Genomic DNA, 24742 nt, shown 5'->3' with positions numbered 1-24742 from the left:
GGTGTTCGGCAAGCTCTACGAGCAGGCACTGTCCGGTGAGCGGTGCTGGATCCGACATGATGACGGCAGCACCGACCGGCTGCCGGTGCACACCTGGCTCGGCGGTAGGCAGGCATCCAGGGCCGAATCGCACTTCGACGACGCCGTGCTCGACCTGTGTCACGGACCCACCATCGACCTGGGTTGTGGCCCAGGACGATTGGTGTCCAATCTGGTGCAGCGCGGGGTTCCGGCCCTCGGGGTGGACGTCTCGCCGACGGCCATCGGACTGGCCCGCGACAATGGTGCGCCGGCCCTCAAGCGTGATCTGTTCGGTCCGCTGCCGGGGATGGGGCGTTGGCACAACGTCTTGCTCGCCGACGGCAATGTCGGGCTCGGTGGTGATCCGTGGCGGGTGCTGCGCCGCTCGGCGGAGTTACTGCGCCAGGGTGGCCAGTGCCTGGCCGAGTTCGATCCCGGGACCCAGGGGGTGAAGGTGGACTGGATCCGGTTGGAGACCCGCACCACCGTGGGGCCGTGGTTCCGTTGGGCATGGGTGGGGGCTGACGTCGCCGCCGAGTTGGCCTCCGATGTCGGGTTGGTGCTCGACGGCATCCACACCATCGGCGACCGGGTGGTCGCCGCGCTGGCGGCCTGACGCGGTGGCCGGGCGCACGCGGCTGTCCGCACTGGGCCGGGCTCGTTCGTATCAGAGCGCATGCTCGGCGCGTAACGGTCGGGCGTTGTCGGCGCACTGAACGGTATGAGCACTGTGCGAGGTCCCGCCGTCACCGCCCGAGTGGGGGTGTGGCTCGGCACGGCCGTGGGGATCTGCTTCCTCACCGGATTGATCAGCCATCTGATCCAGCACCCGCAACCGTGGTTCTTCTGGCCCGCCAGCCCGGTGTGGCTGTACCGGTTCACCCAGGGACTGCACGTGGCCACCGGCATCGCGGCGGTGCCGCTGCTGATCGTCAAGCTGTGGTCGGTGTGGCCCAAGCTGTTTGAACGCCCGGTGATCCGGTCACCGCTGCATCTGTTGGAGCGGGGCTCGATCCTGGTACTCGTCGCGTCGATGATCTTCCAGGTTGTCACCGGGCTGATGAACATCGCGCAGTGGTATGCGTTCGGATTTTTCTTCACCACAGTGCATTACGCGATGTCCTACGTGGTGTTCGGCTCGGTTCTGCTGCACGTCGCGGTCAAGATACCCGTCATCCGCGAGGCTTTCGACAAACCCGTGGACTTCGGTCTGCCCGCCACGGGTCCGTCCCGGCGCACGGTGCTGCGCGGCACCTGGGTCGCCGCCGGGGTGGCCACGGTGGCGACCGTCGGGCAGACGGTGCCGTGGTTGAGTCGGGTCTCGGTGTTGGCGCCGCGCACCGGTGACGGACCACAGGGTTTGGCGATCAACAGGTCTGCGGTGCAGGCGGGGGTGGTCGAGACGGCCCGGGCAGCCGAGTACCGGCTTACCGTCGCCACCACGTCGGCGAGCAGGACGTTCACTGTCGACGAGTTGGGGGCGCTGCCACAGACCACTCGCCGGCTGCCGATAGCCTGCGTCGAGGGCTGGAGCCGCGACGCCGAGTGGACCGGAGTGGTGCTGGCTGAGCTGCTCGCCGTGGTGGGAGCTGCCTCCGATGCCGATGTCCGGATGATCTCGCTGGAACGTCCCGGCCCGTATTCGCGGACCGTGCTGCCCGCCCGCCATGCCCGCGACGAGTCGACGTTGATTGCTCTGAAACTCAACGGGCAGACCCTCGACATCGATCACGGTTATCCCTGCCGCTTGATCGCCCCATCCAGGCCCGGTGTGCTGCAGACGAAGTGGCTGACCCGCATCGAGGTGGTGTCGTGAGGTTGGTCCTGGGTGCCGTCGGGCTGGGCCTCATCGGCTACGGTGCGCTGTTGCTGTTCGACAACCCGTGGCCGACGCTGCTGCGCATCGTGGTGTGGGCCGCGGCCGGGGTGTTGTTGCACGACTTCGTGTTTGCGCCGCTGGTGGCCATGCTGGGTGGTGCGGGTAGGCGGGTGTTGCCGCGCACATGGTGGGCGCCGGTGGGGGTGGCCGGGTTGGTCAGCGTGGTGTTGGTGCTGCTGGCGGTGCCGGTGTTCGACCGCCCCGGCGCGAGGCCGTCGAATCCCACGGTGCTGGATCGTGATTACCCGCTGGGGCTGTGGCTCGCCTTGGCCGCCACCTGGCTCGTCACCCTGCTTTTCCTGGGATTTCGGCGTGTTTCCAACCGCTCAGCGACCGAAATCACGCCGAAATCCCTACCAGTTGGTGAGGATGAGGTGGTTGAGCAGAAGGGCTCCGACGACGTTGGCCGCCAACCACCATCGTCGTGACGCGACGGGCAACAATGCCGGCGCCGCCGTCAGCCACACCATGAAGCCCAGCCAGATCCGCTCGGTCTCGGCCTTGCTCAGCATGCTCAGGTCGGCACACAGGATGGCCAGCAGCGCCGCCAGCACCAGCAGGTGGATGCCGGACCGCTGCCGCACAGCGGGTAGTGAAAACGCCCGCGACACTCCTGCCACGCTGCCCAACCCGATGGCGCACACCGTCGACGCCAGGTTGGCCCAGCCCCAGTACTGGAACGGCCGATCCAGCGCGATGCCTTGCCAATACCGTTCCTGCACGGCGTGATAACCATCGAACCACCAGAAGCCGGCGGCATGGAACACCCCGACCACCACCAGCGCGCAAGCCGCCGCGACACCGAGCACCTTGCCTGCCGAGCGCCACGACGAAGCGCAGATCAGCACGGCCACCGCAGGCAATCCGATCAATCCCAGGCCGTAGTTCAGGAAGATCGCCCAGCCCAGCAGCAGGCCGGCGGGCACCGCGAACCACGCTGAAGAACGCACTGCCAATGCCAGACAAGCGATACCCCACGCCGCCACACCGGCGAAGTACCCGTCGGCCGACACCGCGATCCAGATGGCCGTCGGCGCCACCGCCACAAACGGTGCGGCGGCCCGCGCCAGCTCTTCACCTGAGAGTGCCCGCACCGCAATCAGAATCGCCGCCGCCGCCGAGGCGCCGATCAACAGGCAGAACAAGCCGGCCCACGCACCGCCGCCCAACCCGATCCGGTCCAGCCACACGAACGTCAGCAGCGCACCCGGCGGGTGACCGGAGACGTGCGTCATCCACGAGTCGGGTTGGTAGTCGATGATTCTGCTGGCGAAAGTTCTTACCGCATACGGTATGTCGTCGACAGTGGGGACCTGACGCAGGTATTCGTGGTGTGCCGTCAGCCGGCCGGCGAAACCGCGCTGCCAGCCGTCGATCATGGCCAACGAGAATGCCCAGCACGCCGACACCGCCCACGTCACCCACAGCAGCATCCGGAAACTCAGCCGTGCGGCCACGGCGGACCCCCACAACACCGCCGCGCCACCTATGAACACCGCCGGCACGGTGCCCCACCCGACGTGGGCGTTCCACCATCCGAAGATGGGGGCGGCCCCGGCAAATGCCTCGAAGCGCTCGGCGTCGGCGTTGATCAGCGGGGTGACGATACCCAGGTCGAGTTTCGGTACGACGAACGCGGCGACCACCAGGAGGACGGCCAGACCCACGGCGACGAACTCGCGGCGATGGGTTCTCACATCCACCCACCCTAGGCGGCGGGCGAGGTACCCGGTCTGACGGTTTGATGACCTCGTGTCGCAGACTGTCGGGATGCGGCAGGTGCTGGCGCTGTCGGCGCCGATCGGACTGGCCTTCATCCCGCTGGGTATGGCGCTGGGATTCGTGGTGGTGCACGCGGGGCTGGACTGGTGGTGGGCGCCGACGTTCGCCGCGGTCATCTACGCCGGCTCACTGGAGTTCTTGATGGTTGGGCTCGCTGCGGCCGCCGCTCCCGTCGCCACCGTTGCGCTCACCACGTTCGTCGTCAACGCCCGCCACGTCTTCTACGCGCTGTCCTTCCCGCTGCAGCGGGTGCGCGGACTCGGCGGCAAGCTCTACAGCACCTACACGCTCTCCGACGAGGCGTACGCCGTGGGGGTGAGCCCGGAGGCGCGGCACTGGGGCAGCAGGCAGATCCTGTTCATGCAGGTGTGCTTTCAGCTGCTGTGGGTGACCGGTGCGACGCTGGGCGGCCTGGTGGGGGAGGCGTTGCCCATCGAACGGCTCAAAGGCCTCGACTTCGCCTTGACGGCGTTGTTCATCGTCTTGGCCATCGACGCCTACCGGCAGCGGCCCGACCCGCTGACCGCGCTCAGCGCCGCCGGGTGTGCGGTCCTGGCCTGGGTGTTGGTGCCCGGCCAGCTGCTGGTGTGCGCGTTCGCCGCGTTCACCGTGGTGCTGCTGCTCCGGAAGTGGCGAGATGCCTGACAACTCCTACATTGCGCTGCTGGTCGGTGTCAGCGCGGCGGTGACGTGGGCGCTGCGGGCCCTGCCGTTCGTGGTGCTGGCACCCATGCGGCACAGCGCCGTGGTGCGCCACCTCAGCGTGCACATGCCGGTGGGCATCATGGTGATGCTGGCTGTCTACACCCTGCGCGGGGCACCCGGCGCGACCGGAACCGAACTGTGGTTCCTGACGGTCGGGGTGGCCGTGACGGCCGGCCTGCACCTGTGGCGCCGGCAGGCGCTGCTGTCGATCCTGGTGGGCACCGCCACCTATGTGGCGCTGATGACGGCGTTCACCTAGCCCGGTTGGCCCGCCACTTGAGCACCGTCTCCAAGGTGGAGAAGTCGTAGCCGGCGTCGGTGGGGTGGATGTCGGTCAGAAACAGGCTGGCCCCGGCGTCGGCGAACTGCTCGGCGCTGTCCTCGTCCTTCCACGTCACCGACCGTTCGATGTCGGAGTCGGCACGGCCGAAGCCGACGGCCAGCTCGGCGACACGGGCGGTGGCCTCGCGGTACAGCTCGATCGGCAGGAACGCATGCCAGATGTCGGCGTGCCTGGCCACCGCGGGCAGGGTGCGTTTGAAGCCCGCCCCGCCGATCAGCACCGGGATCTTGCGCACCGGCGGCGGGTTGAGTTGCGCCAGGCGGCTTTCGATGCGCAACAGGCCCTCGTCGAAGAGATCCATCCGCGATTTGACGGTGCCGAAGTCGTAACCGTATGAGGTGTAGTCGTTTTCGTACCATCCCGCGCCGACCCCGAGGATGAGGCGGCCGCCGCTGATGTGATCGACGGTGCGGGCCATGTCGGCGAGCAGGTCAGGGTTGCGGTAGCCGATGCCGGTGACCAGCAGACCGATCTCCGCACGAGTGGTGATCTCACCCCAGGACGCCAACGCCGTCCAGCCCTCGAAGTTCGGTGCATCCGGCTGTATCTCGGCCATGACGGGCTTACCGTCGACGATGCCCTCGATTTTCGGCACCTGGAAGTGGTCGTACCCGAGGATGACGTCGGCCCCCAACTCCTCGGCATGCAGAATCGCCTGCCGCCACGTGCGGTAGTCGGGCATTCCGCCCGGGGTTATCTGGACGCCGATCCGGACGGGTCGGGACATGGTGCATCTCCTCGGGGCTGGCGGGTTCTCCTGAGTAGGCAAGTTCGAACACCGGCGAGTTATTCCGCCGACGTCGGTCGGATGTCGACGACGGTGATCCGGCCGGCCCCGAACGTCAGCCGGATCACGATGCGCGCCCGTCCGCCGGACATCAGTGCGATCACCGGCGCGCCGCCGAATTCGACCACCACTCCGGCTCGTGCCCGCACCGCGAACGCCCGCGTCTCCTCGGCCACCGCGCGCGCCCCCCGCACCTCGGTGGGCACACCCGGGGGCACCAGCAGGGCGTCCACCCGCCGCACCACATCGGGTGCCAGCACGTGCAGCAGCGTCGGGATGTCGCCGTCGCGCGAGGCGGTCAGGAACGCCTCGGCCAGAACGCGGTCGCCGCGAGGAGCGGCAGCACCCCGCACTGCCCGGCGGGCTCGGCTGGCCAGTTGCCTGGCCGCTGCGGGGGTGGTGCCCAGGGCGGCAGCGACGGCGGTGAACGGCATCCCGAACAGGTCGTGCAGGACGAAGGCGACTCGTTGAGCGGGGGACAGCAGTTCCATGAGCACCGACATCGCGGTGCTCACCTCGTCCAGATCGGTGACGTCGCTGTCCCACACCACGATCTCATCGTCGAGAACATGCTCACAACGTCGCTGCCGCAACATGTCCAGGCATTCCCGGCTCACCACGGTGGTCAGCCACCCCGGTGGGTTGGCCACCGCGCTCAGGTCGGCACCCGCCGCCTTGAGCCAGGCCTGCTGCACCGCGTCCTCGGCGTCGTGGACGTTGCCGAGGATCCGGCGGGCCACCGCGAGCAGGTGCGCCCGGTTCTCTTCGAATACGGCTGTGAGCTGCACAGTGTCACCTTTTCGACTGCTCGGACGTCAACAGGTCACCACACGCAGTGCCATCCGAGGAGAACCATGACGACTCTAACCCTGGTGGTCACATTGTTGACCGCCGCCGCGAACATCGGCATCGCCGCGGCTGATCTGGCCCGGGCACCGTTCGTGCTGGCCAACTCGGCGGAAGTCGGTGTTGCCACGAGGTGGATCACACCGTTGGCGCTGTGCAAAGCCGCAGGGGGTGTGGGCCTGATCGTCGGTCTGGTGGGGCCACCGGAGATAGGCCTGGCTGCCGCAACGGGTTTGGTGGTGTTCTTCGTCGGCGCAGTGGCCGTGCACGTCAAGACCCGGGTGCTGCACAACCTGGGTTTCCCGCTGGCCTACCTGCTGCTGGCCGTCGCGACGCTGGGACTCACAGGCGCTCAGTACAACTGAGTGCGCATGCTGTCTTCGTTGAAGCGCGCTTCCAGTTCGGCCAGGCTCAGGCCCGCGTCCATCGCCTTGACCATCTGTGCCACGCTGGGCAGCGCGTCAGGTCGCCAGGTGTCCGGCTTCCAGGTGTCGGAGCGCAGAAAAGCCTTGGCGCAGTGGAAGAACACCTCTTCGATGGCGATCTCCAGCGCCAGGATGGGCCGCTTGCCCGCGACGATCATGGTGTCGAAGTAGTCGGCATCGGCCACCACGGTGGCGGCGCCGTTGATGCGCAGGGTGTCGCCGCGCCCGGGCACCAGGAACAGTGTTCCGGCGCGGGGGCGCTGCAACACGTTGAGGTAGCCGTCGACGCGCTTGTTGCCGGGGCGTTCCGGGATCGCGATGGTGGTGTCGTCGATGACGTGTACGAAGCCAGGGGGGTCGCCCTTGGGGGAGACGTCGATGTTGCCATCGGCGTCGGTGGTGGCCACGAAGCCCAGCGGCGAGTGTGCCAGCCAGTCGCGGTGGATGGGGGCCAGCTTGGGGCTGACCTTCTTCTTGACGGCTTCGATCGGTTCGCCGACGATCGCGCGGAGTTCGTCGACGGTGCTGACTTCACGGCGCATGGTTCCCATCATGCGCCTCAGGTGCGCCCGACAGGTCCGTACCTCGCCGCCAGCGCGCGTCTGTCCAGCTTGCCGATACCGCGGCGGGGCAATTCGGCCAGCACGTGCAGCTCCCGTGGGGCTGCCGTCGGGTCCAGGGACTGCCCGACGTGCACGCGCAGGTCTTCGAGGCTGGGTGCGGTTCCGTTGGGGACGACGGCCGCCACCACCCGCTGGCCCAGCCGGTCATCGGGCAGACCGAAGATCGCGGCGTCGGACACGGCGGGATGGGTCAGCAGCACGGCTTCGACGGGTTGCGGCAGGATGGTCAGCCCTCCGGTGCTGATGGCCTCGTCGATGCGACCCACCACCTGCAGCACCCCGTCCTGTAGCACTCCGGCGTCGTCGGTGCGGAACCAGCCGGGTTCGGCGAACGGATCGTCGTCGGGCACATTGCGGTACCCCGCGGCCAGAGTCGGCCCGCCGAGCACCACCCGGCCGTCCTCGATCTTCACCAGCACGCCGTCCAGCGGCACGCCGTCGTAGACGCAGCCACCGGAGGTCTCACTGGAGCCGTATGTCTTCACCACTGAGATGCTTGCTGCCGCAGCAGCTTTCAAGATCGGCGCCGGGGCGGGTCCCCCGCCCAGCAGGACGGTGTCCAACGATGCCAGTGCCTCGGTGGCCGCCGGATCGGCCAACGCCTTGGCCAGTTGCGCGGCCACCAGCGACGTGTAGCGGCGCCCGGTCCCCATGGCGGCGACGGCCGACGGCAGTGCGGTGACGTCGAAACCGTGCGTCACGTCCAACTCCACCGGCGTGGTGCCTGCCAGGACACTGCGCACCAACACCTGCAGCCCGGCGACGTGATAGGCGGGCAGTGCCAGCAGCCACGTGCCGGGACCGCCGATCCGGGCCGCGGTGGCGGTGGCGCTCGCGGTCAGTGCTGCCGCGGACAGCATCGCGCCTTTCGGGACGCCGGTGGTCCCGGACGTGGCAACGACGAGGGCGACGTCGTCGTCGATCTCCTGTCCGGCACGCAGCGCGGTCCGCAGCAGCTCCGACTGCCTGGCATCACCTGCCGGCACCGGCAGGAGGGCGTCGCCGCTTCCGGCGAGCACCCGCTCGAGATCGGGGATCAGCGCGGCGCCGGTGGTGACGTCGAGTGCGCGCAGCGTGGTTATGGCGAGTCCTCGCTGTCGCGTGGGTCATCGAGTGGCCATCCCTTGACGGCCAGGCGCTCGCGCACCCGTTCGATGTCGGCGGGGGAGGGCAGTTCATCGGTGAGTCGGACGATCTCGGCGCCGATGTCGGCGTCGTCGAGTTCGCTGCGGGTGATCAGTTCGCGGGCGACGAGCTTGACCTCGTCGTGGCTCAGCCGGCCCGACAGCAGCGCGAACAGCGGTTGGTAGTCGATGGCGGGCACGCCCTCTGGGTAGCCCGCACGCAGCCACGACACGATCGTGTTGAGGAAGCGGTTCACGGGTTCGGCTCTTTCGTTCTCGGTGGCGGTGTCGCAGACGGTACCCGCCGGGATTCGGGTGCGATGAATGTCGTCTGCACGTGAGGTGTACCAACGTCGGACGGGTCGAAGGTGAACAGTCAATGAACGCCACCTGGGAGTTTGTATAGATGCTGCTCATTGCGAGTGTCGGTTGTCGCCGTCGGTTAGTGAAAACACACGGTGTGGCCCCAGAATTAGCGCCATGAGCGCAGAGATGATCATTCTGATCCTCCTTATCGCGACCGCCCTGGCATTCGACTTCACCAACGGCTTCCACGACACCGGAAACGCCATGGCCACCTCGATCGCGACCCGCGCGCTCAAGCCCAAGACCGCCGTCCTGCTGGCCGGGGTGCTGAACCTGGTGGGCGCCTTCCTGTCGGTGGAGGTGGCACTGACGGTCACCACCTCGGTGCTCAAGATCCAGGACAGCAAGACCGGCACGCTGCTACCCGACATCGATGCCTCCACCGGCTTGACCATCATCTTCGCCGGCCTCATCGGCGGCATCCTGTGGAACCTGCTGACCTGGCTGTTCGGTATTCCGTCCAGCTCGTCGCACGCACTGTTCGGCGGGCTCATCGGTGCGGGGCTGGCGGCCATCGGCCTGGCCGGGGTGAATTGGTCGGGTGTCACCCAGAAGGTGCTCATCCCCGCTGTCGCCGCACCGCTGATCGCCGGCCTGGTGGCCGCCTGCGGCACCTGGTTGGTCTACAAGATCACCCAGAACGTGCAGAAGAACCGCCGCGAAGAGGGTTTCCGCTGGGGCCAGATCGCCACCGCCTCACTGGTGGCGCTGTCACACGGCACCAACGACGCGCAGAAGACCATGGGCGTCATCGCATTGGCACTCATCACCACCGGCCACCTCACCGGCAATGTCGCCGAGGACGGGCTGCCGTTCTGGATCATCGCCAGCTGCGCCATCGCCATCGGGCTGGGTACCTACCTGGGTGGATGGCGCGTCATCCGCACTCTGGGCAAGGGTCTCGTGGAGATCGAGTCGCCGCAGGGCCTGGCCGCCGAAGCCTCGTCGGCCGCGATCATCCTGAGCTCGAGCGCGGCGGGTATGGCGCTGTCCACCACTCACGTCGCCACCGGCTCCATTCTGGGCAGTGGCGTCGGAAAGCCCGGCGCACAGGTGCGTTGGGCCGTGGCCGGCCGCATGGCGCTGGCCTGGCTGATCACGTTGCCGGCGGCCGGGCTGGTGGGTGCGCTGGCCTTCTGGACCTCACACCTCGTCGCAGGCGTCACCACCCAACTGGTGGGTGACGGCCTGATCTTCCTGATCCTGGTGGGCCTGTCCTTCTACATGTGGTGGCGCGCCCAGCAGCAGAAGGTCGACCACAACAACGTCAACGCCGACTGGGACGAGTCCACCAACTCCGTGGTCCCGGCCGACTTGCGTGAGTCCGAGACGCCCAAGACCACCACGGTCTGACCGAAGGAACAGCTGACATGATCTACGTAGAGAGCATCTTCAAGGTCTTGGTGGTGGGTCTGCTCCTCGGCGCGGGACTGCCGGCGATCTTCGCGGCGGGACTGGTTGCCTACTCGCACGGTGCCGGTGTCACCGACGCCGACGGCACCACCCACTCCACCAATCCGGCGGTGAAATTCCTCGGACTGGCGCTGTTCGTACTCGTCGGCCTCGTGATCGTGACCGCATTGGCGTGGATCACCCGCAGCACCATCGAGCACCACTTCGGTATCAACCTCTTCCCCTTCGCGTAAGTGAGGCAGCAACGATGACCGAAAGCGCATTCAGGAACGTCGTGAGCTGGCTCAACGCCGGTTTCCCGGAAGGTGTCCCGCCCAAGGACCATTTCGCCCTGCTGGCGCTGCTGAAGCGCACCCTGTCCGAGGAGGAAGTGGTGGCCGCGGCCCGCAGCATCCTCACCAGCGGCGACCCGGACACTCCGGTGACCGACGAACAGATCCGCGACACCATCACACAGCTGATCGACAAAGATCCCAATCCCGAGGAAATGCACCAGGTCTCAGCGCGGCTGGCTCTGGTGGGGTGGCCGCTGGCCACTCCGGCGAACTGACGGGCTATCGGCTGTCGCGCCGCAAAGGGTGATCGTCGGGCACCTGCACGAAGATCAGCGTCACCCCATCGGGATCGGTGACGTGCATTTCGTGCAGCCCCCACGGCTCCTGCTTCGCGGCGCGCGCAATCGCCACTCCCCGGCCCTGCAACTCGGCCTGCGTGGTTTGGAGGTCGCGGACCTGCAGCCACAGGCATCCGCCACTGGTTGGCTGGCCGTGGCCGGCGAGTTCGATCAGCGACTGCCCGGCGTAGAAGACGGTGCCGCCGGTGTACTCGCGGGCGATGGCCAGGCCGATGCCGTCGCGGTAGAACCGGACCGTCCGCTGGTAGTCCGCCGGCCGGAACAGCACGCGACTGGCCAGGATTTCCATGGCTTCCTGTCTATCACCCCGGTGCGGCCCGGGTTCGCAGACATCGTGGATGTTGCGCCGCTCCTGCCGGCGACGCCGGCGCTCACATCGCCGGCAGCTCACGAAAAGAGCTGTGTCTCAACCGGGTTGGAAGCCCTGCCGTCGCATCAGCGCGGTCACCACACCCGGCGCCAGCGCATCGACGGCGCGGGAGGTCACCGCGATGCGCGGCGCGATACGCACCGGACGGGTGCGGGCGGCGTCGATCATCCAGCCCGCGGCCTCCTCGGCGCTCAAGGCGGGCAGGCCGTCGTAGGCCTGGGTGGGGGCGATCATGGGGGTGGCCACCAGTGGGTAGTACAGCGTGGTGGACTTGATGCCCTTGGGTGCCCACTCCGTTTCGATGGCCCGGCTGACGGTGCTCAGCGCCGCTTTGGAGGCGTTGTAAGCGGCGAACAGCGGCACCGACTCGTTCATCACACCCCAGGTGGACACGTTGATGATGTGCCCGTCACCGCGTTTGAGCATCCCCGGTGCCACACCCCGGATCAACCGCAGCGGGGAGTAGTAGTTCAGCGTCATCGTGCGCTCGACGTCATGCCAGCGATCCAGTGATTCCTCCAGCGGACGGCGGATCGACCGGCCGGCATTGTTGATCAGGATGTCAACGGGCCCAACCTGATTCACCAGGGCGTCGATGGCGTCCAGATCGGACAGGTCGCACGGGAAGGCGTGGGCGGTGCCGCCTGCCTCGGCGATGTGGCCAACCACCTCGTCGAGCAGCTCGGCGCGGCGGGCGACCGCGAACACCGTGGCCCCCAGCGCGCCGAATTTCAGCGCCGCGGCCGCGCCGATGCCCGATGAGGCGCCGGTGAGCAGCACCCGCTTGCCGCGCAGGTCGATGTTGGTGCGGCTGGGCAGCGACAACGGCGGACGCATCCCGGCCAGCGTCACTGCATTGGCCAGGGCAATGGTCGCTTGGCGCAGCGGATTCACGGAGCGTCAGTGTAAGCGGCGGGTGATCACAGGTGTGGCTTGGGCTGGCTGTGGCGCAGATGGTGATGTGCGCTTCATCTACCGGTGATGGTGACGAGGTTGACATCGATTGGTAAATCGAAATACCCTCGCAGCTCAGAGATCGATCTCAGGTGATCTGTGTGGTTGGTAGATCGGTGTACTCAACGCATCTGTGTGAAGGAGTTTCTGTGGCGGAAGTGGCATTCATCGGCCTGGGCATCATGGGTGCCCCGATGGCAGCCAACCTGGTGGCGGCCGGGCACCGCGTGCGCGGCTACAGCCGCACCGCGGCGACGCGTGACGCGGCTGCGGCATCGGGTATCGAACCAGCTGACAGCGCGGCTGCCGCAGTCGAAGGCGCTGAATTCGTCGTCACCATGCTGCCCGACACCCCGGACGTGCTCGGGCTGCTCTTCGGCAGCGGCGCACTGGCCGACGGCATCGCCGCAGGCGCCACCGTCATCGACATGAGCACCATCGAGCCCGCAGCCTCCGTCGAGATCGCGGCCCGGCTCGACGAGCGCGGCATCTCGGCGCTGGACGCCCCGGTCAGCGGGGGCCAAGCCGGAGCACAGGAGGGCGCGCTGTCGATCATGGTCGGCGGCAACCCGGACGTCTTCGACCGCAGCCTGCCGCTACTCGAGGCCATGGGCACCACCATCGTGCGGGTAGGCCCCGCCGGGGCCGGCCAGTCGGTGAAGGCCGCCAACCAGCTCATGGTGGCCGGTCATCTGCAGATGCTGGCCGAAGCGCTGGTCTTCCTCGATTCACAGGGCGTCGACCCCGAACTCGCGCTCGACGTCATCGGTGGCGGCCTGGCCGGCAGCACCGTGATCACCCGCAAGCGCCGCAATTACCTCGACAAGAACTTCGCGCCCGGCTTCCGCCTGACCCTGCACGACAAGGACCTCGGTATCGTCGCGCGCACCGCCCGCGCCGCCGGGCTGGCTCTGCCCGCCACGGCGCTCGTCAGCCAACTGGTCGCCGCACTGGTGGCGCAGGGCCACGGCGGACTCGACCATTCGGCCCTGCATCTTTTGGCCATCGAGATGAACGGAGGGACGGCCAAGTGAGCGCGACCTCCGTCGACGCGGCGAAATCATACTTCTCGCAGGAGAATTGGTGGGCGACCCCGTTCGAGATGTTCCAGACCAACCTGCGTGAGGTTGACGCCACCATGGACGTCGAGGCGGTGGCCGACGTGGTGGCGGCCTTCGGTGCCGACACCTGGCTGGTCAACGGCGGCGGCATCATGTCCTTCTATCCGACTGACCTGCCCTTCCAGACGCGCAACCCGTTCCTGGATGGCCGCCCCGGTGGGGACCTGCTGGGTGACGCCGTTGCCGCGGCCCACTCGCGCGGCCTGCGGCTGCTGGCCCGGATGGATTTCTCCAAGGTCAGCATGGCCATCGCCGATGCCCACCCGAGTGGTGCTTCATCGGACCCGACGGGCAACGCCAGGTGTACAACGGTCTGGTCAGCGTGTGTCCGAGTGCCGGCTACTACCAGGAGAAGGTCTTCGAGGTCATCGACGAGGTACTCGACCGCTACGACATCGACGGCTTCTTCTTCAATTGGTTCGGCTTCAACGAGATCGACTACAGCGGGCGCTATCGGGGCGTGTCGCAGAACCCGGCCTCGAAATCGGGTTTCGCCGAATTCAGCGGCGGACTCGACCTGCCCACCGGCCCGGAATCGCCGAATTACGATCTGTGGCGCCGCTATTCGGCAGGTGTCATCCGTGATCTGACCGAGCGCATCAACGCCCACATCCGTGATCGCCGGCCCAATGTGGGTCTGATCCGCTCCGACATCGTGTTCTACGAGGCCAACAACGAGGTGGGACGGGAACTCTGGCACCACGCCACGGGAGAAGCAGTGAGCGCGTTCCGGTCCCGCGACCCCGAACGACCCGTGGTGGTCAACTCCGTGGTGTTCCTCGACATGCCCTACCGCCTGGCCGGTGAACAGCCCCAGCACTTCGCCCAGTATCTGTTGCAGGCCATGGCCCGGGGCGCCAACCCGTCGACCTACATCATGGGCGTGCCGGGCGAGATCCCCTATGCGGCACTCGAATCAGCCGGTGAGATCATCCGATTCCACCGTGACCACCGCACGGTGTACACCGACCTGGTGCCCGGCGCCCGCGTCGGCCTGGTGCGGCCGGACCGGCTGGCACAGGTGTTGGCGCGTCTCGAGGAGTCCACCCAGGAGTTCCGTGGACTGTACGCGGCCCTGCAGCAGGCGCACATCGCGTTCGACGTCCTGCCCGCCGAGGGGCTTGCGGAGATGAGCGCCCGCGGCGGACTGGACCGCTACCGGCTGCTGGTGATCCCGGACATGGACGCGCTGCCCGCGGATGTGATCACCGCGCTGGACACCTTCGTCGGCGACGGTGGACAGGTGGCGCTGACCGGTCGCAGCGGCTTCGACGACACCGGACGGGCGCTGCTCGCGGCCACTCCGGCGACGCGGATCCTGGCCGTCGACAGTGACGCCGAACAACTGAAGTCCACCTACGTCACCGCGGCGGGGCAGCAGGCCGACGGCGTACGCTACGGGGCGGCTCTGGTGCCGGTGTTCGGGGCGCACTACGACATCGAACTCAGCGGCGACGCCGACTCACGGGGTGCTCACCTGGCACACGCCCCGTTCGGTCCGCCCGAGAAGTCCTACGGCAACCGGCCCGACGGCCAGCCCGGGTACGTCGTCGGCGCTCCCGCCGCCAACGCAGGCGGACGGGTGGGCGTGGTGCCCTGGACCGTCGGTCGCAGCTTCCACGAGCTGGGACTGACCACCATCCGGGACACCTTTCTGGACCTGGTGCACGAATTGGCCGGTGACGACCTCGGGGTGACGGCGGAACTGCCCGAGCAGGCCGAGATCACCGTGCAGCGACGCGACGATCTTGTCGTCGTCCATGTCCTGAATCTCTCAGGAGCCCGCCGTAAGAGCTTCGGACCCGAGATCGGCATCACCGGTGGGCGGCTGTCGATCCCGGTGTCCCAGGGGAGGGTGACGGCCCGGTCCCTGGTGACCGGCTCCGAGTTACCGGTCGAACACGACGGCGGCCGCCTGGTCGTGACACTGCCGAAGATCGGGCTGTTCGACGTCATCACCATCGCCGCCAAGGAGACAGCATGAGTGGCACCAGGACCATCTCCACCGTGCTGTCGACGGTGCCGTTCACCGAGGCCGAGATCGACCAGCTGCGTGCAGCTTTCGCGCCGGCGGAGTTCGTCTGGTGCTCATCCGAGGACGCCGGTACCATCGCCGCGCTGCTGGAGCGAGCCGACGTGGCCGTGCTGGAGGGCGACCTCGACGACCGCTTTGTCGCCGCCCCGCACCTGCGTTGGGTGCACTGCGACCACTCCGGGCTCAACCGGTCCGCGCGTCCCGACGTGTTCGAGAAGGGAATGATCGTCACCGGATCGGCGGGCCGCTCCGCACCGGCGCTGGCTCAGCACGGGTTCTACTTCGCGCTGGCGCTCACCTTCGAGGCGCAACAACTCTTCGAACACCAGCGCCAGCACATCTGGCGCGGCATCGACGGCTACTTCTGGAAAGAGGGGCTGTGGGGAAAGACGCTGGGCATCGTCGGGTTCGGCCACACCGGTCGTGAAATGGCGGCGCTGGGAAAGGCTTTCGGTATGCGGGTGATCGTGTACCGGCGCAACGGCGACGTCCTTCCGGAGAACGTCGACGTCCTGCTGGCTGCCGACAACGGCGACACCATCGACCAGCTGGTGACCGACTCCGACGTGATCATGCTGGCCACCCAGCTCACCGACTCGACCTATCACCTGTTCGACGCGGATCGCTTCGCGCAGATGAAATCCAGTGCGTTCATCGTCAATCTGGCGCGCGGTGCGGTGATCGACACCGTGGCGCTGATCGACGCACTGCAGCGCGGTGTCATCGCAGGCGCCGGCCTGGACGTGTTCGAACAGGAACCGCTGCCTGCCGACTCGCCGCTGTGGGATGCGCCGAACCTGGTGCTGACCCCGCACATGACTCCGCGGATGCCGGACAAGACCCAACGCTCCATCAACACCATCGTGGAGAACATCCGGCGATACCGCGCCGGCGAGCCGCTGCTCAACGCCATCACCCCGCGTGACGCCTTCACCCACACTCCGCCTCCCGCGCACCACTGACACCGCCCCTGACGAATGGAGAACCAACCCATGACGACGAAGTCACTGGGAGTCGCGGCAGTTGCCGTCGCCTCTCTGGTCCTGGTGACCGCCTGCGGCGGCAACACCGGTGGCGCACCCGCAGACGGCAATCTCACCATCGTCGTCGCCGTCGAACCCGTCTCGCTGGACCCGTGCGACACCCAGGACGCGGCAAACGCCGTGGTGCTGCGCTCCAACGTCACCGAGTCGTTGACCCGGATCGATCCCGGCACCGGGGAGGTGGTGCCGCTGCTTGCCCAGTCGTGGACCCAGAAGGACGACAACACATGGACGTTCACGCTTCGCGACGGCGTGACGTTCCACGACGGCTCGCCTTTCGACGCCGAGGCCGCGGCGGCCAGTATCAATCGGGTGGTGGACCCGGAACTGAACTGTCAGAACCTCGACCAGTTCCCGTACCCGCTCACCGCGACCGCCGTCGACCCCACCACACTGGACATCACCTCCGAGACGCCCGACTCGATCCTGCCGCTGAGGATCAGCTACGCCGACATCGGCGCGCCCAGTACCCCTGCCACCAGCAAGACCACCGAACCGATCGGCACCGGCCCGTTCGCCTTCTCCGGCCGGGTCCAGGGTGAGTCGGTCACCTTGGCGCGCTACGCCGACTACTGGGGCCAGGCGCCCGAGGCCACCGGCGTCACCTACCTCTACCGCGCCGAGCCGTCGGTGCGCGCCGGAATGGCGCGCACGGGTGAGGCGAGCGTCGCGGTGCCGATCTCGGTGCAGGACGCCACCGACGACGACCGCACCCGGGAGTACAGCGACAACCGGGTGTTCTTCCTGCGAACCCCCACGGAGAAGGCGCCTTTCACCGATATCCGGGTCCGTCAGGCCGCCGCTTACGCCATCGACAAGGACACCATCGTCGAGACGCTGATGGAGCGTTCGGGCGAACCCACCGACCAGATCGTCGCGGCCACCGTCAACGGATTCGTGCAGGACTACCAGGGGCCGGGTTACGACCCCGACCGCGCCAAGCAGTTGCTGGCCGAGGCCAGGGCCGACGGTGTGGATGTCGACGCCGCCTTCGATCTGGTGACCCGACCCGACCTGTTCCCGGGCTCCGATGAGGTCATCCAGTACATCCACCAGAACCTGCAGGCCGTCGGCTTCAACGTCGACATCCTCAGCCTCGACACCGATGCCTGGTTGCAGCTGCTGCGGGCGCCGTTCCCCGCCGACCAGAAGCCCAACATCATTGCCATCTCCCACGACAACGTCACCGGTGATGCCAGCTTCACCTTCCCGAAGTACATGGCCGGCGACGGTTCCAACTCCACCATCCGCAGCCCCGAGATCGACGACCTGCTCCAGCAGGCCGAACTCGCAGTCGGTGAGGACCGGGCCCGGCTCTATCAGGAGGCAGCCTCCTACGAGTACACCCAGATCGCCGGATTCCTGCCCATCGCACTGCAATCCAAGCTGCTCATGCTCGGCCCCGGCATCGAATACGAGCCGAACGGACTCACCGGGGTCGAACTCCGGGTTTCGGACATCACGTTCACGGACTGAACTCGTCGAGGGTGGCCGATCGATCGGGTCGGCCACGCTCTCGTTGGAGATGGGCTTCCATGTGGAAATTCTTGCTTCGCCGGCTGGCCACCAGTGTGGTGACGGTGATCGGCGTCGTGGTGATCGTGTTCTTCCTGGCGCGCATTACCGGCAACCCGGCGAATCTCTACCTGCCTGAGGGGGCCAGCCCGCAACGCTACGCGCAGTTCAACGCACAGCACGGTTTCGACCTGCCGCTGTGGGAGCAGTTCCTGCGTTTCCTGGGCGGGGCGGCGCGACTCGATTTCGGTGACTCGATCTGGCAGCAGCGCCCCGCCCTGCAGGCGGCCGCCGAAGCCATGCCACCCACCCTGGCGCTCTCGGTGATCGCGCTCACGGTGTCCCTGGTGCTGGCCGTACCGTTGGGCGCCATCGCCGCGCGCCGCAAGTTCAAAGCGGTCGACAAGGCGATCACCTACTCCTCGCTGACCGCGGCCAGTGTCCCCGATTTCTGGTTCGCGCTGGTGGGTGTGCTCTTCCTGTCCGTCCAACTCGGGCTGCTGCCCACGTCGGGGGCGGCGTCTCCGGCGGCATGGGTACTGCCGGTGGCCACCTTGACACTGGCACCCCTTGGCGTGCTGGTGCAGGTGACCAGGGGCGCCATGATCGATGCGCTGCAGTCGGGCTACGTGCAGAACGCTCGGGCGCGGGGCTTCACCGGTAACCGTCTGGTCTACCGGCATGCGCTGCGCAATGCCGCCCTGCCGATCATCACCGTCGCCGGTGATCGCGCCGCCGGAATGGTCAACGGCGCCATCATCGTCGGCACGGTGTTCGCGTTCCCAGGCATCGGCACCCTGATCGTCGGTGCGGTGCTCAACCGCGACTTCGCGCTCATCCAGGCCAGTGTGTTCATCGTCGGCATCGCCGTGGTGCTGTTGAACATCCTGGTGGACCTCACCTACGCGCTGGCCGACGCGCGCGTGCGGATCAGTTGAGACGAGGCAGACACATGATTCCCACCCGGTCCGCGAATCCCAAAGCGCCCCCGAAGCGGTCGGCCCGCCGTGCTCATGCCGCGGACCTCAAGCTGCTCATCGGCTCGACAAGCGCATTGCTGAGCCTGCTTTGGCTGCTGGCACTGGTGGCCGTCGCCGCGGTGCTGCCGTTCTTCATCACCGACGCGGCCAATCACCAGGACCTTGCCCTGCGGTTCCTGCCGCCGTTCACCCTCGACAACGGACCGTCGTTCATCCTGGGCGCCGACAGCCTCGGCAGGCCAATCCTGTTGCAGCTCATCGTGGGTGCACGCACCTCGCTGTTGGTGGCGGCCTGCACGGTGACGCTCTCGGCGGTGGTGGGCACCGTCGTCGGGATCGTCTCGGGATACTTCGGCGGCTGGGCGGACACCATCTTGATGCGGCTGGCCGACATCCTGCACACCGTGCCGTCGCTGTTGCTCGCGCTGGCCGTGCTCTACGTGCTGCAGCCCAGCATCACCAACCTTGTGTTGGTCCTGGCGGTCACCCGGATCCCGGTCTATCTGCGCACCGCCCGAGCACAGACCCTCGAGCTGCGAGAGCGGGTGTTCGTCGAATCCTCGCGCTCGATAGGCGCTTCCGACTGGCGCATCATGGCCAAGGACATCACGCCCATGGTGACACCCACCATGCGGACGCTGGCGATGCTCGAGGTGGCCAACGTCATCCTCGCCGCGGCGAGCCTGAGCTTCCTCGGTATCGGCCTGCAGCGGCCCGACGTCGACTGGGGGATGATGGTCTCCGACGGGCGCTCCTACCTGAACGTGGCGTGGTGGGTCACGGTGTTTCCCGGTCTGACCATCGTGGCCACCGCGTTGGCCGCCAATCTGCTGTCCAACTGGTTGCGGGCCATCGAGGATCCCACGCAGCGGGGCTTCTTCGTGAAACCAGTGAAGGGATCGCGCTCATGACCGTGGGGACACCGGCGCTACAGGTCGACGACCTGCGCATCGCCTTCCAGACCGAGAAGGGTGACGTCGACGCCGTCCGCGGCGTCTCGTTCACCCTGGCGCAGGGGGAAAGCCTTGCGCTGCTGGGGGAGAGCGGTTCGGGCAAAACGGTCACCGGCAGGTCATTGCTCGGTCTGGTGGACCACCCGGGCCGGGTCAGCGGCTCGATCCGCTACCAGGGGCAGCAGATCGTCGGCTGCAGCGAGGACCAGCTGCGGCAGGTGCGCGGAGTCGGGATGTCGATGGTGTTCCAGGACTCCCTGGACAGCCTCAACCCGGTGTTCTCGGTGGGGTCACAGCTGACCGAGATTCTGCGGGTCCGCCTGGGTTTGTCCCGGAAGGACGCTCGCGCAGAGGCATTGCAGCTCATGGTGGCCGTCGGCATTCCCTCCCCGGAGACCCGGATCGGCGACTACCCGCACCAGTTCTCCGGCGGCATGCGCCAGCGTATCTGCATCGCGATGGCGATCGCGCTGGACCCGCGGGTGTTGATCGCCGACGAGCCCACCACCGCACTCGATGTCACCGTCCAGGTCGGCATCCTGAAGTTGTTGCGGCAGTTGCAGAATGATCGGGGAATGTCGCTGATCTTCGTGACCCACGATCTCGCGGTCGCCCGGTTGGTGGCCGATTCGGTGCTCGTGATGTACCAAGGCGAGATCGTCGAGCGCGGTGTGCTGGAGGAGGTGTTTGCCGCTCCCCGGCACCCGTACACCAAGGCGCTGCTGGCTGCGCACCCGGCACGTGCGCGCCGCTGGCAGGATCTGCGGTCGCTGGCAGACCAGCTCCCCGAGCAGGCCCCGGGTGAGCCGGACGGGGCGCTCACTCCCGCGACGGCAGAGTTGATTCTCGAACAAGGAGCAGTCCATGACTACCGCTGACGAACCGGTGCTGCAGGTCGAGGGGTTGACCAAGGAGTTCAGGGGCGGCCGCGGGCGCGGGCGGTCGACGGTGCGTGCGGTCAACGGGGTCAGCTTCGCGGTGCGGGCAGGCGAATGTTTGGCCATCGTCGGTGAATCCGGCTCGGGCAAGTCCACTCTGGCGCGTTCGGTGCTGCGGCTGGTCGAGCCGGACTCCGGCTCGGTGCGGTTCCGCGGTCAGGATCTGCTTGGGCTCTCGGCCTCTCAGATGCGTGCGCAACGACGGCATCTGCAGATGATCTTCCAGGATCCCTATGCCTCATTGCACCCGCGGCGCACCGTCGCCCAGCTCATCGCCGAGCCGTGGGCGGTGCACAAGGACGTGTTCGGTGACCTGTCGGGGGCGGTGCAGCGCAGGGCCCGGGTGCTGGATCTGCTGAGCCAGGTGGGGCTGCCGGAGTCGTTCGCCGACGAGTACCCGAGCCGGCTCTCGGGCGGGCAGCGGCAGCGGGTGGCAATCGCCCGCGCGATTGGGCTGAACCCGCAGGTGCTCGTCCTCGACGAGCCGGTGTCGGCGCTGGACGTGTCGATCCAGGCGCAGATCATCAAGTTGCTGATGACGCTGCGTGAGCAGTTGCAGTTGGCGTATCTGTTCATCAGCCACGATCTGGCGCTGGTCCGGCTGGTGGCCGAGAAGGTGCTGGTGCTCTACCGCGGTGACGTGGTGGAGGCGGGGGACACCGCGGAGATTTTCGCCAACCCGCAGCATGAGTACACCCGCACGCTGCTGGCCGCCTCGCCGAGTCTGGAAGCGCCTCGCACTCACTGACTTTCAGTCGGCCGGTGCCGGACCGGTGGATCCGCGGACCAGCAGGTGGGGGCGGTTGATCTGTTGCACTTCGATGTCCTCGCCGAGCAACTCGAGCAGTTTGGTGGCCACGGCGCGGCCACGCTGGACTGCATCACGTTGCACGGTGGTCAGGGTGGGGTCGATCCACGCACCGATGGGCAGTCCGTCGAATCCGATGACCGAGAGGTGTTCGGGCACAAGTACTCCGCGGCTTCGCGCCGCACTGATCCCGGCGATGGCCATCGGGTCGGAGCCGTAGATGATGGCGGAGGGCTGCGCGGTGGTTCCGTCCAGCAGTGCGGCGGTGCGCTCGGCGGCGTTCTCGGGGGTGTAGTCGGCGGCGATGGAGGCGATGGGGCGTAATCCCTGCTCGGCCATGGTGGTTTCGAACATCAGCCGGCGTGCCCTGGCCTGGACTCGGTCGTCGGGGCCGCCGATGTAGGCGATGCGGCGGTGTCCCAACTCGATCAGATGCGCCACCGCGTCGTCGATCCCGGCCCCGGGCGGGTCGGAGTCGAGGTGCGGCACCGGATCTCCCTCGTCCGGCGTGCCGATCAGCACGGCAGGCAGGCCGAGCGAACGCATCAGAGCGAAGCGGCCGTCGCCGTAGCGGCTGTCGGTGAGGATCACGCCGTCGACGCGGCGTTCGTCGGCCATCATCCGGTAGGCACGGGCCTCGTCCTCGGGTGTGCGGTCGATCAGGTACAGCAGCAGGCCGTAACCTGCTGGGGCGAGCACTGATTCGAGCCCGGAGATCAACAGTGAACTCGTGGCGCCGATCTCGAGTGCGCCGGGCCGGTTGAGCACCAGCCCGACTGTTCGGCTGCGCGACCGGCGCAGGGCCACCGCCGCGGTGCTGGGTGTCCAGTTGAGTTTGTGCGCGGCTTCGTGGATACGCGCCGCGGTAGGTGCGGAGATCCGGCCAGAGTTGTTGAACACCTTGGAGACTGCGGCGCGAGAGACACCGGCCAGTGCAGCGACGTCGGCAATGGTCGGTCGTCGGCCGGCACCCGGTTGGGGCGCGTCACGTTGATTACCCACGATGCTCTCATCTCGCGCTTCGTCGACTGGTTCTGCCGTTCCAGGGTAATCGATCTACCGCAAGGTCGACGCCCGTCAGACGCGCTTTTTGCGCTGAGACCGGCGCGCACTCTGCAACAGCTTGTTCTGCCTGCGGGTGCGCGACACCACAATCTCGTTCCACCACCGCACCAGCGGGATGACGATGAGGACCAGGACGGGGTACACCAGACCCCACGCGTCGCCGTTGTAGGCCGCGATCACCAGCAGCAGGACGGCCGCCGTCATCAGCAGGGCCGTCATCAGCTGGTAGCGCCGCCTGTTGGTCTTGTGCTGGTCGAGGTAGACGGTGCCCAGCCGCAGCGCGGCCTTGAGCACCTCGGGATCTGCCGGCGGCTCCCCGGCGGTGGTGGCACGGATGGCCGCCGCACGCTGCGCCGGTGTCAGCCCCCGTACTTGGGCGAGGTACGGCAGCCGAGTTTCCTGGGTACGCCAGGTCAGCAGTGCGCCGAACGCGGCGGTGACCACGACGAACAAGACCGTGCCCGTCGGCCAGTTCAGCAGGATCGGGCGGTGGGAGTCCGCGGAGGAGAACATGCTCGCCGCCAACGCGATCACGGCCCCCAGCAGGCTCCAGTACAGAGCCCGCACCCACAGCGGAGCCAGCAAGATGCGCATGACCGGGCAGCTTATCCGGGATTTGGGCGTGAATCCGACCGCTGACCGGTTGGAATCACGCCGAAATCGCTAGAAGTAGCGGGGGAACGGCGTCCAGTCGGGATCGCGTTTCTCCAGGAACGCGTCGCGTCCCTCCACAGCCTCGTCGGTCATGTACGCCAGCCGAGTGGCCTCACCGGCGAACAACTGCTGGCCCACCAGTCCGTCGTCGAGCAGGTTGAACGCGTACTTCAACATCCGCTGGGCCTGCGGGGACTTGCCGTTGATCTTGGCGGCCCAGTCCAGGGCGACGTTCTCCAGCTCGGCGTGGTCCACGACGCGATTCACCGCGCCCATCTGGAACATCTGCTCGGCGGTGTAGGTCTCGCCCAGGAAGAAGATTTCGCGGGCGAACTTCTGCCCCACCTGCCGGGCCAGGTAGGCACTGCCGTAGCCGCCGTCGAAACTGCCGACGTCGGCGTCGGTCTGCTTGAACCGGGCATGCTCGCGTGATGCCAGCGTCAGGTCGCACACCACGTGCAGCGAGTGTCCGCCACCCGCCGCCCACCCGTTGACCAGACAAATCACCGGCTTCGGCATGAACCGGATGAGCCGCTGCACCTCGAGGATGTGCAGCCGGCCCGCGCGCGCCACGTCGACGGAGTCGGCCGTCTCGCCGGAGGCGTACTGGTAGCCGCTGCGGCCACGGATGCGCTGATCGCCTCCCGAGCAGAACGCCCAGCCGCCGTCCTTGGGTGAGGGGCCGTTTCCGGTCAGCAGCACCACACCCACCGTCGGGTCCATCCGTGCGTGATCGAGCGCCTGGTACAGCTCGTCGACGGTGTGCGGACGGAACGCGTTGCGCACCTCGGGCCGGTTGAACGCCACCCGGACCGTCGCGTCGTTCAACGCCCGGTGGTAGGTGATGTCGGTGAAATCGAAGCCGGCGACCGGCTGCCAGAGGCTGGGGTCAAAGGTCACGGATTCACACGGTATCGAACCGGAACACCGCACAGCGCCCGGCCAGCGCTTCGAACTCCTGCGGGGTGCCCTCGGTGACCAGGCCGGCGTTTTTCATGAAGCTGACGCCGGTGGGCACCTTCTCCGGAAAGACGTACAGCAGCGGCCGGGCCTCCTCGGCGGACAGCTCGACCATGCGCACCTGCTCGCTGCGGCGCCCCTGCGTCAACACCGCATTGGGGTTGACCTGCGCGTTGCGCACCCAGTCCGCACCTGGGAAACCGCCCACCACATAACGCTTTCCGTCGACGTACATCGGCGTGATGGGGGTGGAGCGCGGCTTGCCGGACTTGCGGCCGATGACCGTCAGCACCAGCGGACCCTCCTTGCCGAAGATCGGGATCCCGATCTTCTGGGCACCCATGTACACCTTGTTCATCGGTTTGAGCCACCAGGGTGGGCGGGGATCGGCCATGCTG

General features: G+C 67.4%; 29 protein-coding genes and 1 pseudogene. 18 read left to right on the top strand and 12 right to left on the bottom strand.

All coding sequences use genetic code 11. The annotated features are described in order from the left end of the window. Position 1 precedes the first annotated feature (1 nt). From BVC93_RS05380 to BVC93_RS05370, 3 genes are all read left to right on the top strand, one after another. On the top strand, positions 2–637 hold the full coding sequence (locus BVC93_RS05380; protein ID WP_083736269.1) for a class I SAM-dependent methyltransferase: 636 nt from the start codon (positions 2–4) through the stop codon (positions 635–637). Positions 638–742: 105 nt separating this feature from the next. Then, entirely contained in the window at positions 743–1837 is a 1095-nt protein-coding gene (locus tag BVC93_RS05375; protein WP_083736268.1) for a molybdopterin-dependent oxidoreductase, read from the top strand. After that, positions 1834–2328 carry a hypothetical protein gene (locus BVC93_RS05370; RefSeq protein WP_083736267.1) on the top strand — a complete coding sequence of 165 codons (495 nt, stop codon included), beginning with the start codon at positions 1834–1836 and terminating at the stop codon, positions 2326–2328. The genes BVC93_RS05375 and BVC93_RS05370 overlap by 4 nt, the downstream gene beginning before the upstream one ends. Here the strand turns inward: BVC93_RS05370 and BVC93_RS05365 are convergent. Further along, positions 2254–3597 carry a hypothetical protein gene (locus tag BVC93_RS05365; protein ID WP_083740815.1) on the bottom strand — a complete coding sequence of 448 codons (1344 nt, stop codon included), beginning with the start codon at positions 3595–3597 and terminating at the stop codon, positions 2254–2256. The genes BVC93_RS05370 and BVC93_RS05365 overlap by 75 nt on opposite strands. A 73-nt stretch (positions 3598–3670) precedes the next feature. Between BVC93_RS05365 and BVC93_RS05360 the strand changes: the two genes are divergently transcribed. Both BVC93_RS05360 and BVC93_RS05355 read left to right on the top strand, forming a co-directional pair. After that, complete coding sequence (locus BVC93_RS05360; RefSeq protein WP_083736266.1) at positions 3671–4327, top strand: AzlC family ABC transporter permease; 657 nt, start codon at positions 3671–3673, stop codon at positions 4325–4327. Next, positions 4320–4646, top strand: coding sequence for a branched-chain amino acid transporter permease (locus tag BVC93_RS05355; protein ID WP_083736265.1), 327 nt, complete (start codon positions 4320–4322; stop codon positions 4644–4646). Before BVC93_RS05360 ends, BVC93_RS05355 begins: the two co-directional genes overlap by 8 nt. Here the strand turns inward: BVC93_RS05355 and BVC93_RS05350 are convergent. Both BVC93_RS05350 and BVC93_RS05345 read right to left on the bottom strand, forming a co-directional pair. After that, on the bottom strand, positions 4639–5457 hold the full coding sequence (locus tag BVC93_RS05350; RefSeq protein WP_083736264.1) for an LLM class F420-dependent oxidoreductase: 819 nt from the start codon (positions 5455–5457) through the stop codon (positions 4639–4641). The genes BVC93_RS05355 and BVC93_RS05350 overlap by 8 nt on opposite strands. Positions 5458–5516: 59 nt before the next feature. Next, entirely contained in the window at positions 5517–6305 is a 789-nt protein-coding gene (locus BVC93_RS05345) for a sigma-70 family RNA polymerase sigma factor (RefSeq protein WP_083736263.1), read from the bottom strand. A gap of 66 nt (positions 6306–6371) precedes the next feature. On the opposite strand from BVC93_RS05345, the gene BVC93_RS05340 reads away from it, so the two are divergent. Next, complete coding sequence (locus tag BVC93_RS05340) at positions 6372–6728, top strand: DoxX family protein (RefSeq protein ID WP_083736262.1); 357 nt, start codon at positions 6372–6374, stop codon at positions 6726–6728. Here BVC93_RS05340 and BVC93_RS05335 read toward each other — a convergent pair. From BVC93_RS05335 to BVC93_RS05325, 3 genes are read right to left on the bottom strand one after another with little or no spacing between them, the layout of a single operon-like run. Further along, complete coding sequence (locus BVC93_RS05335; RefSeq protein WP_083740814.1) at positions 6716–7330, bottom strand: pyridoxamine 5'-phosphate oxidase family protein; 615 nt, start codon at positions 7328–7330, stop codon at positions 6716–6718. The genes BVC93_RS05340 and BVC93_RS05335 overlap by 13 nt on opposite strands. 17 nt (positions 7331–7347) lie before the next feature. Then, positions 7348–8430, bottom strand: a complete 1083-nt coding sequence (menE, locus tag BVC93_RS05330; RefSeq protein WP_442929021.1) for an o-succinylbenzoate--CoA ligase — start codon at positions 8428–8430, stop codon at positions 7348–7350. Positions 8431–8489: 59 nt separating this feature from the next. Further along, on the bottom strand, positions 8490–8792 hold the full coding sequence (locus tag BVC93_RS05325) for a DUF3349 domain-containing protein (RefSeq protein ID WP_083736260.1): 303 nt from the start codon (positions 8790–8792) through the stop codon (positions 8490–8492). A 223-nt stretch (positions 8793–9015) separates the two neighbouring features. On the opposite strand from BVC93_RS05325, the gene BVC93_RS05320 reads away from it, so the two are divergent. The 3 genes from BVC93_RS05320 to BVC93_RS05310 are packed head-to-tail and all read left to right on the top strand — an operon-like array spanning position 9016 to position 10864. Further along, positions 9016–10254: an inorganic phosphate transporter gene (locus BVC93_RS05320; protein WP_083736259.1), complete on the top strand. Its 1239-nt coding sequence runs from the start codon at positions 9016–9018 to the stop codon at positions 10252–10254. A gap of 17 nt (positions 10255–10271) precedes the next feature. Beyond that, entirely contained in the window at positions 10272–10547 is a 276-nt protein-coding gene (locus BVC93_RS05315) for a hypothetical protein (protein WP_083736258.1), read from the top strand. A gap of 14 nt (positions 10548–10561) precedes the next feature. Continuing rightward, positions 10562–10864, top strand: coding sequence for a DUF3349 domain-containing protein (locus BVC93_RS05310; protein ID WP_083736257.1), 303 nt, complete (start codon positions 10562–10564; stop codon positions 10862–10864). Positions 10865–10868: 4 nt separating this feature from the next. On the opposite strand, the gene BVC93_RS05305 is transcribed toward BVC93_RS05310, so the two are convergent. Continuing rightward, positions 10869–11237: a VOC family protein gene (locus BVC93_RS05305; protein ID WP_083736256.1), complete on the bottom strand. Its 369-nt coding sequence runs from the start codon at positions 11235–11237 to the stop codon at positions 10869–10871. Between the two features lie 117 nt (positions 11238–11354). Then, the gene (locus BVC93_RS05300; RefSeq protein WP_083740813.1) at positions 11355–12155 is read right to left on the bottom strand and encodes an SDR family oxidoreductase; all 801 of its coding nucleotides are present in this window, start codon (positions 12153–12155) and stop codon (positions 11355–11357) included. Between the two features lie 266 nt (positions 12156–12421). Here BVC93_RS05300 and BVC93_RS05295 point away from each other — a divergent pair, with 266 nt between their 5' ends. The 9 genes and pseudogenes from BVC93_RS05295 (at position 12422) to BVC93_RS05260 (ending at position 21605) form a co-directional block, all read left to right on the top strand. Continuing rightward, a complete protein-coding gene (locus tag BVC93_RS05295) occupies positions 12422–13306 on the top strand; it encodes an NAD(P)-dependent oxidoreductase (protein WP_157516782.1) in 885 nt (294 codons plus the stop codon). Positions 13307–13374: 68 nt separating this feature from the next. Beyond that, positions 13375–13751 (top strand): annotated as a pseudogene (locus tag BVC93_RS34700) (hypothetical protein); the annotation flags it as partial. Between the two features lie 426 nt (positions 13752–14177). Further along, on the top strand, positions 14178–15377 hold the full coding sequence (locus tag BVC93_RS05290) for a beta-galactosidase trimerization domain-containing protein (RefSeq protein ID WP_442929069.1): 1200 nt from the start codon (positions 14178–14180) through the stop codon (positions 15375–15377). Continuing rightward, positions 15374–16390, top strand: a complete 1017-nt coding sequence (locus tag BVC93_RS05285) for a D-2-hydroxyacid dehydrogenase (RefSeq protein WP_083736255.1) — start codon at positions 15374–15376, stop codon at positions 16388–16390. The genes BVC93_RS05290 and BVC93_RS05285 overlap by 4 nt, the downstream gene beginning before the upstream one ends. Positions 16391–16420: 30 nt before the next feature. Continuing rightward, entirely contained in the window at positions 16421–17947 is a 1527-nt protein-coding gene (locus tag BVC93_RS05280; RefSeq protein WP_192860203.1) for an ABC transporter substrate-binding protein, read from the top strand. A 59-nt stretch (positions 17948–18006) separates the two neighbouring features. Beyond that, positions 18007–18924: an ABC transporter permease gene (locus tag BVC93_RS05275; protein WP_083736253.1), complete on the top strand. Its 918-nt coding sequence runs from the start codon at positions 18007–18009 to the stop codon at positions 18922–18924. A gap of 14 nt (positions 18925–18938) precedes the next feature. Beyond that, a complete protein-coding gene (locus tag BVC93_RS05270; RefSeq protein WP_083736252.1) occupies positions 18939–19877 on the top strand; it encodes an ABC transporter permease in 939 nt (312 codons plus the stop codon). Then, a complete protein-coding gene (locus tag BVC93_RS05265) occupies positions 19874–20797 on the top strand; it encodes an ABC transporter ATP-binding protein (RefSeq protein WP_083736251.1) in 924 nt (307 codons plus the stop codon). The genes BVC93_RS05270 and BVC93_RS05265 overlap by 4 nt, the downstream gene beginning before the upstream one ends. Continuing rightward, positions 20784–21605, top strand: coding sequence for an ATP-binding cassette domain-containing protein (locus BVC93_RS05260; protein WP_083736250.1), 822 nt, complete (start codon positions 20784–20786; stop codon positions 21603–21605). Before BVC93_RS05265 ends, BVC93_RS05260 begins: the two co-directional genes overlap by 14 nt. A gap of 3 nt (positions 21606–21608) precedes the next feature. Here BVC93_RS05260 and BVC93_RS05255 read toward each other — a convergent pair whose 3' ends face one another. From BVC93_RS05255 to BVC93_RS05240, 4 genes are all read right to left on the bottom strand, one after another. Further along, on the bottom strand, positions 21609–22667 hold the full coding sequence (locus BVC93_RS05255) for a LacI family DNA-binding transcriptional regulator (protein ID WP_083736249.1): 1059 nt from the start codon (positions 22665–22667) through the stop codon (positions 21609–21611). A 75-nt stretch (positions 22668–22742) separates the two neighbouring features. Continuing rightward, positions 22743–23324 carry a hypothetical protein gene (locus BVC93_RS05250; RefSeq protein ID WP_083736248.1) on the bottom strand — a complete coding sequence of 194 codons (582 nt, stop codon included), beginning with the start codon at positions 23322–23324 and terminating at the stop codon, positions 22743–22745. 69 nt (positions 23325–23393) lie between these two features. Next, complete coding sequence (locus BVC93_RS05245) at positions 23394–24284, bottom strand: 1,4-dihydroxy-2-naphthoyl-CoA synthase (protein ID WP_083736247.1); 891 nt, start codon at positions 24282–24284, stop codon at positions 23394–23396. A 4-nt stretch (positions 24285–24288) separates the two neighbouring features. Then, positions 24289–24738 (bottom strand): nitroreductase/quinone reductase family protein, encoded by a 450-nt coding sequence (locus BVC93_RS05240; protein WP_083736246.1) that lies wholly within the window; start codon positions 24736–24738, stop codon positions 24289–24291. Between the last annotated feature and the right edge of the window lie 4 nt (positions 24739–24742).

The sequence above is a fragment of the Mycobacterium sp. MS1601 genome (assembly GCF_001984215.1).
In the GTDB taxonomy this organism is placed as follows: Bacteria; Actinomycetota; Actinomycetes; order Mycobacteriales; family Mycobacteriaceae; genus Mycobacterium.
This window is presented reverse-complemented; position numbering and strand designations above follow the sequence as displayed.